The sequence below is a fragment of the Aureispira sp. CCB-QB1 genome (assembly GCF_000724545.1).
GTDB lineage: Bacteria > Bacteroidota > Bacteroidia > Chitinophagales > Saprospiraceae > Aureispira.
Genome location: NZ_JHBV01000027.1, coordinates 167471 through 185037, shown reverse-complemented (window position 1 = coordinate 185037; position 17567 = coordinate 167471). Strand labels below are relative to the sequence as shown.

13 protein-coding genes are annotated in these 17567 nt (G+C 36.0%); 4 read left to right on the top strand and 9 right to left on the bottom strand.

Features of this window, described 5'->3' with window-relative positions:
• The 3 genes from CG11_RS13620 to CG11_RS13610 form a co-directional block, all read right to left on the bottom strand.
• Window positions 1–1906: transglycosylase SLT domain-containing protein (locus CG11_RS13620; RefSeq protein ID WP_052597056.1), on the bottom strand; the 1906-nt coding region annotated here is incomplete at its 3' end.
• 349 nt (window positions 1907–2255) lie between these two features.
• Complete coding sequence (locus CG11_RS13615) at window positions 2256–2486, bottom strand: twin-arginine translocase TatA/TatE family subunit (RefSeq protein WP_052597054.1); 231 nt, start codon at window positions 2484–2486, stop codon at window positions 2256–2258.
• A gap of 387 nt (window positions 2487–2873) precedes the next feature.
• Window positions 2874–4112 carry a pitrilysin family protein gene (locus CG11_RS13610; protein ID WP_052597052.1) on the bottom strand — a complete coding sequence of 413 codons (1239 nt, stop codon included), beginning with the start codon at window positions 4110–4112 and terminating at the stop codon, window positions 2874–2876.
• Between the two features lie 300 nt (window positions 4113–4412).
• Between CG11_RS13610 and CG11_RS13605 the strand changes: the two genes are divergently transcribed.
• From CG11_RS13605 to CG11_RS13590, 3 genes are all read left to right on the top strand, one after another.
• Window positions 4413–5792, top strand: coding sequence for a LutB/LldF family L-lactate oxidation iron-sulfur protein (locus CG11_RS13605; RefSeq protein WP_052597050.1), 1380 nt, complete (start codon window positions 4413–4415; stop codon window positions 5790–5792).
• A 474-nt stretch (window positions 5793–6266) separates the two neighbouring features.
• Entirely contained in the window at window positions 6267–6899 is a 633-nt protein-coding gene (locus tag CG11_RS13595) for a sigma-70 family RNA polymerase sigma factor (RefSeq protein ID WP_231512799.1), read from the top strand.
• A 210-nt stretch (window positions 6900–7109) separates the two neighbouring features.
• Entirely contained in the window at window positions 7110–7349 is a 240-nt protein-coding gene (locus tag CG11_RS13590) for a hypothetical protein (protein WP_052597045.1), read from the top strand.
• Between the two features lie 398 nt (window positions 7350–7747).
• On the opposite strand, the gene sucD is transcribed toward CG11_RS13590, so the two are convergent.
• From sucD to CG11_RS13560, 6 genes are all read right to left on the bottom strand, one after another.
• Window positions 7748–8629 carry a succinate--CoA ligase subunit alpha gene (gene sucD / locus CG11_RS13585; protein ID WP_052597043.1) on the bottom strand — a complete coding sequence of 294 codons (882 nt, stop codon included), beginning with the start codon at window positions 8627–8629 and terminating at the stop codon, window positions 7748–7750.
• Window positions 8630–8748: 119 nt separating this feature from the next.
• The gene (locus CG11_RS13580) at window positions 8749–9066 is read right to left on the bottom strand and encodes a septum formation initiator family protein (protein ID WP_052597041.1); all 318 of its coding nucleotides are present in this window, start codon (window positions 9064–9066) and stop codon (window positions 8749–8751) included.
• A 106-nt stretch (window positions 9067–9172) separates the two neighbouring features.
• Complete coding sequence (locus CG11_RS13575; protein WP_052597039.1) at window positions 9173–10528, bottom strand: hydroxymethylglutaryl-CoA reductase, degradative; 1356 nt, start codon at window positions 10526–10528, stop codon at window positions 9173–9175.
• Window positions 10529–10622: 94 nt separating this feature from the next.
• Window positions 10623–11642, bottom strand: coding sequence for an isopentenyl-diphosphate delta-isomerase (locus CG11_RS13570; RefSeq protein ID WP_231512798.1), 1020 nt, complete (start codon window positions 11640–11642; stop codon window positions 10623–10625).
• A gap of 639 nt (window positions 11643–12281) precedes the next feature.
• Window positions 12282–13523, bottom strand: a complete 1242-nt coding sequence (locus CG11_RS13565) for an ABC transporter permease (RefSeq protein WP_052597035.1) — start codon at window positions 13521–13523, stop codon at window positions 12282–12284.
• 212 nt (window positions 13524–13735) lie between these two features.
• On the bottom strand, window positions 13736–15451 hold the full coding sequence (locus CG11_RS13560) for a hypothetical protein (protein ID WP_052597033.1): 1716 nt from the start codon (window positions 15449–15451) through the stop codon (window positions 13736–13738).
• A gap of 316 nt (window positions 15452–15767) precedes the next feature.
• Between CG11_RS13560 and CG11_RS13555 the strand changes: the two genes are divergently transcribed.
• Window positions 15768–17318 (top strand): choice-of-anchor V domain-containing protein, encoded by a 1551-nt coding sequence (locus CG11_RS13555; RefSeq protein ID WP_052597031.1) that lies wholly within the window; start codon window positions 15768–15770, stop codon window positions 17316–17318.
• Window positions 17319–17567 lie beyond the last annotated feature (249 nt).

The window sequence follows — 17567 nt, the reverse complement described above, 5'->3', positions numbered from 1 at the left end:
ACTTCGCTTGACGTTCTGCCGCTGCTTTTGCTTTCATTTCTGCTTCCAACTTCGCTTGACGTTCTGCTGCCGCTTTTGCTTTCATTTCTGCTTCTACCTTAGCCTTTTTTTTTGCCATTCGAGTCTCTTTTAATGCCTCTGACTTATTATTAAGGTAAGACAATGCAGCAACCTCTTCAGCACTTGTTGTGCTATATGATTTGGCTTTTACGATAGCTTGTTCTTTTGATTGAATGGCTCGACTTAAGTCGTTAATTTGCTTGCTTGCAGATAATTTTTGAGCTTCTTTAGCTGCTTTTTCCTGAAGTGCAAGGGTCGCTGCGTCAGAAGAAGACACAACTTTCTCAGAAGGAGTCGTATTATTTTGAATATTGACCGTGCTTTTATTTAGTGTTGTATTGTTACGCAATCTACGCTCTCTACTTCTATTTTGAGAAATAGCGGCCATAACTTCGTTCTTTTGTGATGGAACTACTTTTGCATTTTGGGTATTACTTTTTGTTGGAGCGATACCAAAACTAGAACGCTCTTTTCTATTCGATGGACTAATAGAAGTTGTTGCTAGTTTTTGTGCTAATTTCTTGTTCTTAATAGAAACATACACAGGTGCCGTTACAGCTTTTTCTTGTTTATCATCTAGCCCTACTACCTTTAGAGAAGCAATTGAAATGCTCTGAATATCTTTACGAACCTCCTTTTTAGGCCAAGCATCTTTTGGGACACGGTATTTTCTTACAGCAATAATATCCCCTTTTTTTACTCTGTAATTAGTCGATAAGCCATTCCAAAACAATAGATCATTGCGTGAAAAACGATGGGCTTTCATCAACTTACTCAAATCAGCTTCGCTATTGACACGTCGAATACATTTGATTGGGTTCTCTGATTTCATTGCCATGATTCGTTTCAGTGCTGGAGCATAATTTCTCACTTGAGCCACAATACGAGCTGGAAGTACCAAAATATTCAACTTAGAACCAGATGGTATATAATTTTTGATATAACCAGGATTTAAGCGTTTTAAAGTATCTAGGCTAATTTTATATTTTTTGCTTAATTGAGAAAGTGTCTGATAGCCTGGTTCTAGATGAATAGAATCTGTCAAGACTAAATCACTAGGCAATTTCTTGGGAGTCAATTCGTGCAAGTGATGAAACTCATAAGAATAAGCTACTGCCATAAAATAAGGCACATACATTTGTGTTTCTCTTGGAAGATATTTTCTAATATCCCAAAAATCTTTATCGTTGCCTTTTACGTATTTATCAACACGCCCAGGTCCACAATTGTAGGCCGCTAAAGCCAATGGCCAATCCCCATATCGTTTGTACAAGTTAGACAACATTGTAGCTGCTGCTTGTGATGCCTTGTGCGTATCACTTCTCTCGTCCAGATAAGAAGCCACTTTCAAACCATAAAGCTTTCCTGTTCCAGGAATAAATTGCCATAAACCAACAGCAGAAGCATGAGATTTGGCAACTGCATTTAAGTTTGACTCAACAATTGGTAAATACTTTAAGTGATGTGGAATATTTTTTTCAGACAAGTATTCTTCAAAAATAGGAAAATACATTTCCGTCAATCCCAAAGTACGCTCTGTAGCGCTTCTGTATCGCTCTGTACGATGGATGATGTGGTTCTTAATATCAGGAGTTAGACGATATTGAATTTCGCCAGACATTTCTAGGAAACGTGCTCTATAATGTTCGTCTGTAAAAGTCGGATAGTCAGGATTGTTGTCTGGATAGTCATTCATCAGACTCCCCATTCCATCAACTAGTATTTTTCCTAATTCTTCATCGATTACGGGATAATCAGGGGACGTTGCATTAGCGGCTATATTGGTCAAAAGTGAAGTTACTAAGATCAAAGATATAGCTCTTAACACATAAAAATTCAAGTTCATTAGTAGGTAGTGTTTTTTCTTCTGGGGCTCAAATTGTATTTTTTCCAAGATATAATGTAAAACATTGAAGGGTTAGCAATGTTTATTTTTATTTCCATCAGCTTAAATTTTGCCTCTCATTGTGTGAAATGATATTTAAGCTAATGTGCTAATAACTGTAAAGTTATAAAAAAAAGCTTGTTTTCAAAAAAACAAAAACGAACATTCCTGGTCATCTTAACAATGAGCATAAATGTTCGTTTTTGTGCTATTGTATGAAGCTTTGTTTACAATAAAGCAAAAAAATAGCTGTTTATTGTCCTTTTAGGAGAATATTAACGGAATAATTCTGGTAAAAAATCAAGCTTTTCTAAGAAGCCTTAGAGTTCTCTTCAATTTTTATTTTTTCCTTTTCTCCCTCCTTCATTCCTTGTCTAAATTCTTTGGTCACAGAATCACGAGCATTATTAAACTCGCTCACTCCTTTTCCTAAACCTCTCATTAGTTCTGGTATTTTTTTACCACCGAACAACAAAAGAATAACAAAGAATACAAGAAGCATCTCTGGTCCTAAAAATTGCATTAAAAAAACTGTATTCATGATCTATGATATTTATTTTATAAAATTCGTCTCAATTTGTGAACTACTATAAACAAAGATACACTTTTTAATTGAATCTTTTGACTTGTCTCTACCTAAATAAGATTTAGTTAACTAAAACTTTTAGATTCAAAAAGAGCTATTTAGGTCTATTTTCAAAAACTAACTTCAAGGTCTGCTAGTTGTTTTTTTAGTTTCTCTTTCTTTACTTTTTGAGTTCTTTTTTATTTAGTAAATTTCCTTCCAATTCTGTTCTTTGAACAAACTCGTTGGAATCGTTTTATAACCATCTCAAATGACTAATAAGTGGCAAAATTTCAACCAACTTAAGCCCTTCCAATCAAAATAAGAAAGCCGCAAAACCTATTACTTTACCTTACCTTCCTTTTATTTATTTTTTGCCTTGTAATACAATACCGAGCATTTCTCATCTTGAAAAATTTGCTGGCTACGTTTTTGAATATCCAAAGCAGTAATGGCATTATATTTTGCTTTTTCCTCATTAATCATTGCCGCATCTCCTAGTATCTCATAATATCCTAGATTGATTGCCTTGTGCAAATTGTTCAATTCACTAAATTCAATATTGTGTTCAGTTCGATTCCGAAATTTTTCCACAGCTTTGGCAGGCAATAAAGTATTCTTAAGCTTTTCTAGCTCTTTCCAAATCGCCTGTTCTGCTTCTTCAAATGTTGCCTCATCCGATAATTTTCCTTCAATAATCATTAAACCAGTATCAATAGAAGCCGTAATATAGGCATCAATAGACGAAAACAATTCCTGTTCTTTCACCAAGTTTTGATACAGTTGCGAAGCATCGCCTTCTGCCAACACATCGGTTATAAAATCATCTACATAATAATCATTGTGGTTGCGTTCTGCGCTATGAAACACCAAATACAAAGCATTTAAAGGAACATTAGCAGCGACCTCAATCACTCGTTTCTCTGTTTGTAACGGTTCGTAAGGCGACTTTATCTTATTTACCTTTCCTGGCTCAATATCTCCAAACCATTTTTGAGTCAGCCTTAAAGCCTCTTCAGGTTCTACATTTCCACAGATACTCAATACAGCATTGTTAGGACAGTAAAAGCGATCAAAAAAAGCCTTTACATCTTCCAAAGTTGCATCCTCAATGTGTTGCGGCACCTGTCCTATCGTAGGAATTCGGTAAGGATGTACTCGGTAAGCCATAGGTCCTATATGATGCCAAATATCGCCATAAGGTTCGTTTAAACAGCTCTCTTTAAATTCTTCTAATACCACTTTTTTTTCTCGCTCCAAAGCCTTTGCATCTAGGTTAAGATGCAACATTCGATCGGCTTCCAACCAGAGGGCTGTTTCGAGGTTTTGATAAGGCATATATTCATAATAAACGGTCATATCTTGGTTGGTAAAAGCATTGTTTTCACCTCCTGCTTGTTGAATATAATCATCAAAGCTCAAAGCGTGCTTTGAACCTCCAAACATCAAATGTTCAAACAAGTGTGCAAAACCAGACTTTCCCTCTTCTTCGTCTTTTGTCCCTACATTGTAGGTAATACAAACGGAAACCAGTGGGGTACTTTTATCTTGGTGTACCAACAGCTTCAAGCCGTTATCCAATTGATATCGTGTAAATTCCATTCTTTATTATTCGTTCTTTTTCTTTAAATGAGAACCACTACTTTTTATATTGAAGCATAAAACAACTAAAGTGTCAAAAAGATTGCAAAATTAGTTAAATTTGTGATAAGGTCCATTCTTCTGTGGAGAATAAGCACTTTTTATCAAACTTAATAGTTTGCTAAATAACCTTATAAAGTGTGTGACTATTTTTGCTGGGCAAATTAACAGAACCCAAAAAATCTACTTAATCACTAGCAATCAATAATTTAAACTCTATCAAACCTATTTTATAATCGTTATGTCTAATACCTTGAAATAATGAATAAACACTTAGCTACTTTTTTAGAAAAATCCGAGGAAAAAGCGTTTTCAAAAGAGCACCGAAAGCGTCTTAAATTTAATATGGGGAAATACCATACCAAAGTAGCTATAGGCAAACAGCAGTTTGAAAACTTAGAGCAGGCAAGGCAATTGGCTAAAAACATCAAAGCAAAAACAATTCAAAATTTACCTGCTCTCCTAGAAGAATTTGAAGCAAAGTTTACGGCTCGTGGAGGAAAAGTTATTTGGGCAGAAGATATCGAAGAAGCACAAAAGGCGATTACCCAAATCATGAAAGAAAAAGCAGCAAAAATTGTTGTTAAGTCTAAATCCATGATTACAGAAGAAATAAAACTAAACCATCTATTAGAAGAACAAGGTATTGAAGTTCTAGAAACTGATTTAGGAGAATTTATTGTTCAAGTCAAAGGAGAAACACCTTATCATATTGTTACTCCTGCCATGCATTTGTCTAAAGAAGATATTGCTGATTTGTTTCACGAAAAATTCCAAACCGCTCCAGATGCAAGCCCCGAAGCACTAACAGCTTATGTTCGCCAAGTTTTACGAGAACGTTTCACACAAGCAGACATTGGTATTTCTGGAGGCAACTTCCTTTTGGCAGATACAGGTTCTATGGTCTTGGTAGAAAATGAAGGTAATGGGCGTTTAGCAACAACGCTTCCCAAAACACATATTGCTATTATCGGAATTGAAAAAATGATTCCCTCAATAGAAGATTTAGATCTATTTTTGCCTTTGTTGGCAACGTTTGGTACAGGACAAAATACCACTGTCTACAATACTATTTTGAGCGGTCCTAAGCAAGCACATGAAGTAGATGGTCCCGAAGATATGTATGTTATTTTGCTTGATAATGGACGCAGCGAAGTTATGGGCGATGAGTACATGCGAGAGTCGATGTATTGTATTCGTTGTGGCTCTTGCCTCAACAATTGTCCTGTCTATCAAACCATTGGTGGACATACTTATGATAGCCCTTATAGTGGTCCTATTGGTGCAGTTATTAGTCCTCATCTAAAAATCGGAAAATTTGAAGACAATGTCCATTTAAGCCAAGCGTCTTCTTTATGTGGCAGTTGTACAGAAAACTGCCCTGTCAACATCAACCTTCATCAAATGCTATTATACAATCGTTCTTTTGAAGAAGCAGAAAATTTGCGCCCAAAAGAAGAACAGCTGATGTGGCGGGCTTGGCGAACAGCAATGTTGAATAGGTCGTTGATGAATGCTCCTGCTTTTAGCAAAAACTTGGTTGGCAACTTGTTCTTGAGCAAAATGTGGGGCGATCGCAGAGAGTTTCCCAAGTTTCCCAAACATACTTTCAATCAGCTTTGGAAAAAAGGAAAAGTATAAACTATTTTAGTTCGATCACCAACGAACAACAGTTTCTATTCCTATCCATTTCAAGGTATTAATTATGCTTTTTTGAAAAAAAAGCGTATTTTGGGAAACTATGTGGAATAAATTAGGGTATATTAATACTAGTAGTTCGTTGATTTTTTACTTTTTTACCAAAAAGATAAAAAAGCACATTTATATTAGTTTGATAATCAAAATTTTAATAAAAAACACAACAAATCTGCAACTTATTGATTATCAAACTAATAAAGTTTTCCAACGAACTATTGTTAATACTATACTATATAGTTTTGTCAACTATTATGATAATTATAAATAGTTGAGTTTTCACATTACTTCGTAGTTTATTCAACAACAATCGCTTTAACAAATCCTAGAATACTATCGTGTTTTGTAAATCATGGCTCCTATTCAATGCTGTCATTTGTAAAATATTGGTAATAAATTCAACTTAAATACAACATCACCGTGGAAAACGAAAATGAATACTTAGAAGAAGAAGTTGACCAACAGGAAGAAGTTCCTACAGCGACACCAGAGCAATTAGCCGTATTTAACAGCGAATTGATGCCTCAAATTGACGCACTCTATAATTTTGCTTTTCACCTTTGTTACAACGAAGATGATGCAAATGACTTGGTTCAAGAAACTTATTTAAAGGCATTTAGATTCATAGATAAGTACATTCAAGGAACTAATGCGAAGGCTTGGTTGTTTAAGATATTGAAGAACGCTTTTATCAACCAATATCGTAAGAAAAGCAAACGACCAACACAGGTAGACTATGAGGAAATTGCAACCTATCACGATAGTGAAGACGCAAGCTATGTAGATTTCTTCGACTTGAGAGAAGATATTTTTCAAGGTATGATGGGCGATGAAGTCACCAATGCTATTAATGCATTGCCTATTGATTTCAGAACTGTCATTCTACTTTGTGACATTGAAGGCTTCACTTATGAAGAAATATCTAAAATAATTGATATTCCTATCGGAACTGTTCGATCTAGGTTGCATCGTGCTAGAAACATGCTTAAAGAGCGTTTAACAGATTATGCACAATCCATGGGTTATAAAGATAAACGTGGACAAAAAAAATAAAAATTGAACAATTTATGACAGAAAATGTTACTTATTGGCACAGTAATAGTTTATCAGTAAAGCAACATTTTCTGTTTATTAAATTTATTAACCATAAACATTTCGCAGTTCTACTCCTACTTTTCTATTTAAAGTACAAACAATCATCTAGAGTAGAAACTGTTATTGAAAAATCTATTTAGTTCTATTTATATTTTAAAATTAAGTATTATGAAAACATCTGGCAATCCAGGGGAATTCCAAAGAAGATTAGTAATGTATCTTGATGGAGCCCTATCCAACCAAGAATCGCGTGAATTTTTAACAGACGTCAAAAATTCTCCTGAACAACTCGCTAAATTGCAAAAAGAGAAATCATTCCGTGAATTCCTTCGCAAAAAAGTTAATCGTCGTAGTGTTTCTCCAGCACTTATTAACAGCATTAAATCAAAGATTAACTCCTCTCTCTAAGTATTAAAATACACTAATCAATTTTACCCCTCGTCTGAGTTTCTTATTCCCTCGTTCTGGTATTATTATTTACCCAACAACACGAAATTCATTCAACTACAGGAATAAATAGACGTTATTTTTCTAACAATTCGCTCCCTGTATAGTGTTATAATAGCCGATTGTTATATAAGTAACCGACTTACTAAATAGGATATATTATACTCCTCAAAATTGGAGTACTGAATTACAAGAAGGAATCAATCCACCATTCGGATTGGTTCCTTTTGCTATCTGTGTAATAGGGGATTTTTTAACCTCATAATAAAGCTATGCTATTCTTAGCATAAACAAAAAGCCACTTTGGGAGTTTCCAAAGTGGCTTTCTTTATAATAAAGCTATACTTGCTTGAGTTAGCTTATGCTTTTACAGATTCTAGTGCTTTTACCATTGTAGCTCCAATATCAGCAGGAGAATCTACAACCAAAACACCACACTCACGCAAAATGCGTTTCTTAGCAGCAGCAGTATCGTCTGCGCCACCAACGATAGCACCAGCGTGCCCCATTGTACGACCAACAGGAGCCGTTTCACCAGCAATAAATCCAACAACAGGCTTCGTACCATGTTCTTTGATCCAACGAGCAGCTTGAGCCTCTAAATTTCCTCCAATTTCACCAATCATCACGATACCCTCTGTTTCAGGGTCAGCCATCAATAATTCAACTGCTTCTTTTGTTGTCGTTCCAATAATTGGATCACCACCGATACCAATTGCCGTTGTTACTCCCAAACCAGCTTTTACAATTTGGTCAGCAGCCTCGTACGTTAGCGTACCTGATTTAGATACAATTCCAATTTTACCTTTTTTGAAGATAAACCCAGGCATAATACCTACTTTTGCTTCTTCAGCTGTAATAATACCAGGGCAGTTTGGTCCAATCAAGCGAACATTTTTGTCCTCGATAAAAGCTTTTACTTTTACCATATCTTGAACTGGAATTCCTTCCGTGATACAGATAATTACTTTGATTCCTGCATCTGCAGCTTCTAATACAGCATCTGCAGCAAAGCGAGGAGGAACAAAGATAATAGAAGTATCTGCACCAGTTTTGGCAACAGCATCAGCTACAGTTCCAAAAACAGGACGGTCCAAGTGTGTTTGACCACTTTTACCTGGAGTAACACCACCTACTACATTAGTGCCATATTCAATCATTTGGCTTGCATGAAAAGTCCCTTCCTTTCCTGTAAAACCTTGTACAATGATTTTAGAATCTTTGTTGACTAGTACAGACATTTTTTTTCTTTATTTATAAGATTATTAATTGAATTGTATAGTGTGCCAAATTTACAAATTACCTAGTGTAGAACAAAATTATCCCTCCCTTTTTGATAAGGTAGCTTATTAATTTTTTTTTATTTTTCAATCACAAAAACTTCTTCATCTGGCTTTTTCATGTAATAATGTTCTCTAGCAAACTTTTCTCTGGTTTTATCATCCGTAAAAAGTTCTTTATTATCTTTTTCCGCTTGGCTTATTTCGGTTTGATAATAATCCTTTTTTGATTGCAATTCTTGCAAGGTTGCTTGTAATCGATATTGAGAGATAATGCTATTATTATCAAAGAAGAACATCCAAACCACAAATAAAGCTGTTACGACAATAAATTTATTGCGCATTGGTGCTGGAATATCTTCTAATAATAATTCTAATTTGGTTGGTTTTTTTGCCATTTTTTCGGTAATCCATTAAAACTAAAAAAAGACATAAAACAAACCACCTGTTTGCTCTATGTCTTCAAATATAAGATAATTATTTTTCTTTTCTAATTCGAACCTGTTATTTCATTTTTAGTTCTGTTGTTGGATTCGTTCTCAACAAATTAAGAAAATCACGAACCGCAGTAAACGAAACTAATTTATCCTTGAAGTGAGACAGAACAACAATCGCTTCTTTTTCTGTTGCCTCCAAATGATTCAAGATATTCATTAAATGCATTTTCATATGACCTTGTTGAATTCCTGTTGTTACCAAGGAGCGAACAGCAGCAAAATTTTGTGCTAAGCCTGTTGCTGCAATCACCATCATCAGTTCTTCTGCCGAAGGATTACCTAACATTTCCAGAGAACGCTTGGCCAACGGATGCAAAGAAGTCAAACCACCTACTGTTCCTATTGCTAGTGGAATGTCTAGCCAAAACTTAAACATGCCATCCTCTACTTTAGCAGACGACAAGCTTTTGTAACTTCCATCTCGTGCAGCATACGTATGACCACAAGACTCAATTGCTCGGAAATCATTTCCTGTCGCTAATGCCACGGCATCAATTCCATTAAAAATTCCTTTGTTATGTGTGGTGGCTCTATGCACATCAATATGTGCTATTTTGAGCGCTTTATCAAATTTATATGCAAAAGTAGCCGCATCAATATTACCATTATCAAATGTCCCCAAATCTTCCACAGGGCATTCTACCCAAGCACGCACCAAACACTCTGGTGTATAATTTGATAAAATAGCCATGATAACCGTCACCTCTTTTTCTTCGTCAGAAAAACTCTCTTGCTCACTCATAAAAGCACGCAATGAACGAGAAGCCTCCTCTAAACAAGAGTTGATAAAGTTGGCTCCCATTGAGTCACAGGTCTCAAAAGTCATTTTTAGCTGATAATAGTTCGCCTCTAAATGCGTCATATTGACCAACTCTATTTCCGAAATTCCACCACCACGCTCTCGCATATTGGAGGTGATGTGTGCCGTATCGTCCAAAATACGTTCTTTCAACTCCGAAAAACGATTGTACAGTTTGGTATAATCTCCCTTCCAATCAAAATGTACTTGACCAATTTTATGCGTAGCAATAATTTCAGCTTTAAATCCGCCTCTTTTTAGCCAAAATTTAGCTGCTGCCGAAGCCGCTGCTACAACAGAAGACTCTTCAATCACCATCGGCACACAATATAGTTTTCCATTGATTTCCAAATTAGGAACCACACCGTAAGGCAAATAAAAATTACTTACTGTATTTTCGCTAAAGTCGTCGAAAATTTTCTGTTTCTGTGGATCACCATACCAAAAACTTTTTAGTTCGCGTGCAACTTCTTCTGGATTGATAAAGAAGTTTTCTACCAACCAGCGAATTTTTCCTCGTTTGGATAGTTTTGAGAATCCCGATACTATTGTTGGCTTTTTCATATTGGTTTTGTTTTTAAAACCTTGAATTGTAATTAAAATTGATGTTGAACTCCAGTTCTATTTTGAAAATAGACTAACAACTAACTACAATTCATTACTTTACTGTTAAATATTTTTTTGCTAGTTTCAATCCTTCTATTTGAGTAGAAACATAGTCGTATAATTCTTTGTAATCACCTCGTGCATGCTTCAAAAATGCAGATGCTTGACCATAAATCGCAGGCGAAGATAGTTTATTTATTAGATAATACCCGTCTAAAAAGTCCTTAATTCCTCCAGAAATAATAACTTCTTTACAAAGTGCTCGCTCCCCTAAATCGTTCATTATCTGATTTGTCATCAAAACCATTTCCTCTGCACTATGCCCTACATTGGCTAATTTAGAGTAAATCTCTTGTTTTTGGGCATCCGAGCGCAACAATTCTAACTTTGCAAAATTGGTACCTCCATTGGCAGCAAAATCTACTGCCATAATAGGCAATTGAAACAATGCCTCCAAACTCTTATACCCCATGCCTTGACCTACTTCTTTAACAATGATATTCAAATCAGGAAACGCATCAAGCACTCGTTTTATGGTATCAATTGGCGGGTACTTAAAGTGATCGCCTTCTGGCTGCAACCATTCTTGAAAAGGATTGACATGGATAATCAAACCATCTGCTTTTAATTTATGAATTAGGTCGCTAATTAAGACGGATTTTTGCTCATCAAACAATTGTTCTAATTGAGCAATTCCCAAATTAGCATACAAAGGCAAATCATCTCCAATAATGGCACGTACATCAAAATCTTGTAAATATTGATCGCTTGTCAATAAGCCTCGACAAGATCCCAATCCCATTCCAAAACCAAAGTCTCGTGCAACTCTCGCTAAGTTATGGTTAATTACATTTGCATATTCTGTGCCACCAGTCATGCTTGACACCCACAAAGGTGTTTGCATCGTTTTACCCAAAAAAGTAAAAGAATGTTGATCTTCAGCAGTTGGATGACCAGCTAATAGTGGTTCGTAATAAAATCGATCATCTAAACTAGTTCGTTCAATTTGAGATTTGAACGCCAATTGTATGTGATCTTGTTTTCGAGAAGATGCTGTTAAATCTCTGTCCATATATGGTTGCTTTGATAAACCATTTTTCATAAGCAAGCGGTATTAAATTAAGGATTTGGGGTTTCATCTTATTTGGTTCTACTAATTAGCAGCGCAGCTAACTATTGCTAATTGAATACTGCAATTTAAAGTTTTTGTTTCATAACTTTCAATAAAAAGTGAAAACTATTTTATTTTTCACAAAAATACAAATTATAATACTCCGTTGATTTTTTAGTTTTTCTACGAAAAACGTAAAAAAGCATCTTGTATTAGTTTGATTACCAGTCTTTTAGCGCAAAGGTTAGTAAAAGTACATCTTGCTGATAATCAAACTAATACGATTTTTCAACGGAGTAATGAAATTAAGCAGCCTTGCAAAACCTAGAACAGAAGAAAGTGATTAATGTTTAGCAAAAAGTTAAAACAGTATATTACATATATATGTACGCACTTACATTTTATAATGTTGTGTTTTTTCTTTTATTTTAATCCTTATGCTTCCTTTTTTAACGTTTTGTTTGGTTTACCTTAGATAAACAGGACGTTTTAGCCTTATTATCATAGAAGTAAACGATACGCCAATTGGTTGTCATAATAATTATTACAACTAGTTATAGACGAACAATTTACTGAAACATTATGACCAACACCAAGTAATTACTCATAACGCAACGCTTCGATAGGGTCTAATTTAGAGGCTTTTACAGCTGGATACAATCCCGAAACAATTCCAACAATAAAACAGAGAGAAAAGCCGAGTGCAATCCAAGCCCAAGGAACAACAAAAGCTCCTCCTACCATATAAGTTACCCCATTGCCTGCTATAATACCAAATACGATGCCTACAAAGCCACCAATTTGACAGATCACAATCGCCTCTACTAAAAATTGCACTAAAATGGTGCGTCGAGTTGCTCCAAGAGATTTACAAATCCCTATTTCTCTAGTTCGCTCGGTGACAGAAACCAGCATAATATTCATCAATCCTATCGCCGCTCCTAATAAGGTGATAAGACCAATAAAAATAGCCGCCATCTGCAAAGTTGCTGTGTTTTCAACGATTAAGGAAATCAAGCCATCGCTTTTTTCTAGTTCAAAATCGGACTCCTCTCCTATTTTAATTTTTCGAACACGTCGAAAAACCCCTTCGGCTTCAGCCATAGCGGGATCAATGTTTAAGGCATCCGTTACCATTACTGATAAATTATAAGAACTGGTTTGAGAACCAAAGTACTTACGGAGTGTTTGCAAAGGAACAATAACCATTTTGTCTCCACTGAAAGTCATACTTGACCCTTTCTCTTCCATCACACCAATAACCGTAAAGCGTATGTTTCGAATAGAAATTGTTTTGCCTAAAATATTAACATTAGTATAATTTTCAAAGAGTTTTTCGGCAATAGATGCCCCTAAAATGACAATATTTCGCCCTGCCTCCGACTCCAAAGCGGTTATATTTCGCCCCGCTGCCAATTTGTAACCAGCAACATCCAAGTAGTTTTCATCCGCTCCATATATTGTAGTATTTGGATCTGTTTCTGTTCCCTCATGCTTAACAACAGCACTCAAAGAACCTAAAGCAGAGATAGACACAGCAGCAGGGTATTGGTATTTTTCTTTAAATGAGGCAGCTTGTTTGTAACTAATTTTATCTCCAATATTAGAACGGCGTCCTCTTCGTCCTCCTCCTAGACCTGTCCCTTTTCGTATGACATTAAACGTATTGGTTCCCATGCTTGCCAAATTATCAGTCAAAGAGTTCTTGATGGCATCAATAGAAGTCAAAATCCCCACCAAAGCCATAATTCCAAAAGCAATAATTAATAACGTTAATACCGCTCGAAGTAAATTGGCTCTAATTGCATTAAATGCTATGGTTATATTTTCTGCTATTGTCATAGTAAGAATACTTGGTCTATATGATTGTTGATAAATAAGAACTCAAAATCCAATACAAAATATAATGGAAACTAAGTCTGCTTTCTTATTTCACTTTGAATATATACTAAATTATATATGCAACATCTAAGAATTCGACCAACTCAAAGAAATACACTCTAAAAACAGAAAGCTAGACAAATTCCTACAGCACTTTCAAGCAATTGAACCAATTATTTCAGAGTTCCCAATACCTCAGATAAACTTATATTCTTAAAATTAAGTTCAATTGGGTTGCCACTTGTTGTTAAATGATGAAAAGCAATCAAAAAATTATCTCCCTCTTGAGTTACGGCTAACAATTTAGCAGCTTTTCCATCTGGTACCTCCCAAAATACAATATCAGTTGCATCTAAAGTCTCGCCAAGTACAATATCCTGTGTATCTTCAAGAATTAAAAAAGCCGTTACTTTGTAGGCAGAAGTAGGACTTGTCACTCGAAAGGGAACAGCGTCTACAGTTGCCCGTTGTGCTTTACACCCGACGCTCAACCAGCCTAATTGGTTTGTTTGAGTCCAATACCCCAATTCATGCTTTACTGTTTGATTCCTCAAATGAGCCACAATCTGTTCATAAAGCGCCTGTCCATAATCCGCTTTCAGTTGGTGTTCATTGGCTTTCAATTCTGCACAACGATTTTGATTGGCACGCTGCGTAATCCCTGCTTTTTCCAAATCGCTAATATACGATTGTTGCATATTATTACGAGCTTTATTATATACCGCCAACATTTTGTAATAATCTGCTTCCATTGCTTCGTTTTTCTCACGAGTTTGAATCTTGACTTTTTCCTTAGCAATTAGCAAGCGATTTTTTCTATTTTTGAGCGTGTGTTCATTTCTTCTCTGTTGTGCATTTAAAGCTTTGGTTTTCCCTTTTGCATCCACCTTTTGCTCCTCCAAATAATCTAACCGAATTTGAATATCTTTTAGAGCCTTGTCTAGTTCTACGGTTGCCGTTTGATAAGGAATTGGCTTAGGTTTAACAGGAGGTGTTTCAAAATTTGGTAAGGCCAAACCATCTTTATCGAGCTTATTGCACCAATACTCTGTACCGATATAAAAACTTCCGACTCTTAACTGTTCGGATTGGGGGTGCAATTTCCATGAAGTTGCATTCCTAGTATACACTGTCGCCTGTTCTGTATATCTGTCACTAGGCACAACTACTGTAATATTTTTTCCATTTCGTATCTTTAATGGTTTTCCATATTGAGCAGCGCTTAGGTGTACCGCTCTATTGATTTCCAAAAACTCTTGCTGAATCGATCGATTGACCAATGAGTGCAGCAACATTTCCCAACTATTTTTTAGGTAGCGTACTTCTAATTTAACCATACCACTATCACTCGTAGCCAATGTCCCCGCAGGAATTTGCACCAACACGCCATCTTTGGTTGTGACCAAAACATTTTTAAAAGGCTCCACCCAAAATGTTTGAGCAATGACACCACTTTCTTCCAACAAAAAATCCGCTACGTGATCTTGATAAATATTTTGAGAGAAAAAATTACTATCTGTTGTTACTGTTATTTCTGCACAAGTCGGGCAATCTGTCGTATTGGAAGGATACACTTTATTTTCTATCTGCAAATGCCCTAGGGGCATTCCTGCTCGTTCTAAACATTGTTGCACCAAATAAGCTCGACGACCAGAAAGACGTGCATTGAGGTCTCCTTCCAATGCGTCATTGGCATACGTGCGCACGACTATCCGACCATTGGATTTAGCCATAGCTGCTTTAGCCAAGCTTTTGATGCTATCCAGCTGTGATAATGAAATAGAGGCTTGTCCTCGCTCAAAATGAAGCCATTGTTTGCCTTCAGATTGCGCTAACAATCTTCCTTTGAATAGGAAGTTGCTTATTATTATGATAAAAATCAATCTCATACTTTCTTTTTTTACCTTGTAAAGATACAGTTATTTAACGATGAGTTACAAGCTGTATTGATATTTACTTAGCATAGTAACTCATTTTTAATCTTTTTAACATTTCACTATTCCTTGCCACTTTTTATCTATAAATATTTTATTTCCCCAAAAAACAGTTTTATCAAATATTAATTCAGTAAAAACCCACAAAAAGCAACATTTATTACACAATTAACACCTTGCACCCATCAATCATTTGCTGAATTAACTTTTGTGATGTATATTACAAAATAAGTCCTTATATATTAATTACTTAACTTCAATTTTTCCTCTTATGAAACTCAAATTTATTTACGTCTTGTTGTGTTCTGCTTTTGCTTTAATTGTTTTACAAAGTCGCTCGGGGGGAGCTGCTGCCAACAATTTAGGAGATCGAACAGGGTCTCCTTTAGGAGGGGCAACCTGTTCTCAATGCCATAGCGGAGGCTCTTTTTCTCCAACAGTATCTATTACCGTAAAAGATGCTAGTCAAAATACGGTCACTAGTTATACGCCTGGGCAAAGTTATACCCTAGAATTTAATGTCTCGGCAGGAATGGGTAGTCCTAATGGATATGGAATACAAGCTGTTGCTGTTTCGAGCGCAGCAGGTAATGTTCAGGCAGGAACAATGGGTAGTGCAACCACTAGTAACACACAAATAACCTCTCATAATAATCGGTCTTATATCGAGCACTCTGGTACTAGCAGCAGCGGCAACTTTATAGTGAATTGGACGGCTCCTGCTTCGGGTTTTGGTACTGTAGCTATTTATAGCACTGGTCTTGTTGTCAATGGCAATGGCGGCACCTCTGGTGATCAGACAACTAGTTCTGTTTTAGTCAATTTGACAGAAATTGTTCCCACTACCATTAGCTACTCTCAAAGCAATTACTGCATTGATGGCATAGATCCTACACCAACCATCACAGGTACCACAGGAGGAACCTTTTCAGCAACACCAACAGGTTTAACTATTAACAGCTCTACAGGTACAATTGACCTAAGTGCTTCTACAGCGCAAACCTATACAGTGTCTTATGATGATGGTACTGGAGGCACTTCTACTGCTACAGTAACAATTAATGCAGCGGATGATGCTCAATTTACTTATCCAGCTACCTTTGCTTGTCAAAACTCTGCATTGACAGTATCACCAACTGCGAACATGTCTGGTGGGACTTGGAGTTCTAGCAATGGCTTATCAATCAACTCTAGTTCTGGAATTATAACTCCTAGCTCATCTTCTGTTGGTAGCTATGTCGTCACTCATACAACAAACGGCGTTTGCCCTAGTACAGACACAATGACGTTTAATATTTTAGCAGAGGATGTAGCCTTTTTCCCTTTCACGGATACTACCTTTTGCCAAGGAACTGGTCCCAATCCTATTTTAAGTGTTTCGGGAACTACTAGTGGTTTTTATTCGGCTTCTCCTTCTGGTGTTACCTTTGTTAGCGCCTTGACGGGGGAAATTAATATCAACACTTCCTCTGTTGGTTCTTATTTATTAAATTATATCAGCAATGGTTCTTGCCCTACAACAGCTAGTGCCAATTTAACCATCGCACTTTGCTCTGGCATCCAGACAACTACTGCTCAAAATAGTTATGAGGTATTTCCCAATCCTAATAATGGTGTTTTTTCCATCAAGAGTAACCATACAGCAGGAATGACCGATATTAGTATTGTAGATGTTTTAGGCAAAGTTGTTTATACGGAACGCAGTATGCTAGATGCCAATTCTATCAAAACATTAAATGTATCGGATTTGGCTACAGGTACTTACTTTGTGCATTTACGTCAACAAGATCAACAACAAACATTTAAAATTACAGTTGAATAAACACATTAGCCTGCGAGTATCATACTGTAACATTTCGTTGCTTTAAAAGACAATTATATGAGTTCTCATAAATGGGAACTCATATTTTTTTGTTTTCATAGTCATAAATTCCTTGCTGTATTTTCTTGCAACGATTCCTGAAAACGATGATTTTTCAAAGAACCTTAATTTTTTTGTAAAAAAAGCGTATTTTGTTTAGTTCTCAGTCTGTTACTCAACACATAGATTATGGCTTGAGTTTTAGCTACA